Source organism: Vibrio sp. 1078-1 (assembly GCF_033340475.1).
Genome location: NZ_JAWOWM010000587.1, coordinates 1 through 597, shown reverse-complemented (window position 1 = coordinate 597; position 597 = coordinate 1). Strand labels below are relative to the sequence as shown.

Genomic DNA, 597 nt, shown 5'->3' with positions numbered 1-597 from the left:
ATACGGACGCGTGAAAAATAACATTCGTTTCGAAGATGCTCGTTTCCAAGAAACGCTGACCAACTACAACAAAAAAGTGCTGCAAGCCGTGAACGAAGTGACCAATGCGATCGAAGCGTATGACCTGTATTTGCAGCAAAAAGATTTACGTTTGCAATCGGTCAACTCTTCCATTCGTGCGTTCAACATCTCCATGACGCAGTACGAAAACGGCCAAATTTCTTTTGAGCGACTGCTCAACTCAGTTGAAAAAATGACCCGCGCGGAAGACAGTTACGCGCAAATTAAAGGCAATGTCGCGAACCAAGTAATCGCGCTGTACAAAGCGTTGGGCGGCGGCTGGCAGGCACAAACGGGGAAACCATTCCTTGAAGAATCCATCGCCAAGCAGATGCAAGATCGTACCGATTGGGACGGTTATCTGGATGAAGAAAACCGCACGTTGCCACCTTTGCCTATCGAAACACCGACGGAAAACGGCGATAAGAACAAAACGGAGGATCTCTAATGCCTCATGAACTCTCTTGGGGAGACATTTACTTTTCTCCCACACTACTGGTGCTCTTTCTCGCCGTCACGGCAACGTGGATAACGGTG

Annotated in this window: 2 protein-coding genes; both read left to right on the top strand. The window is 48.2% G+C overall.

Annotated features, from left to right (window positions below; translation table 11 throughout):
* On the top strand, window positions 1-508 hold a 508-nt coding region (locus R7190_RS28945; protein WP_318138076.1), incomplete at its 5' end, for a TolC family protein.
* Window positions 508-597, top strand: a 90-nt coding sequence (locus tag R7190_RS28940) for a DUF1656 domain-containing protein (RefSeq protein WP_411978103.1), incomplete at its 3' end; no start/stop codon positions are given. The genes R7190_RS28945 and R7190_RS28940, both read left to right, overlap by 1 nt.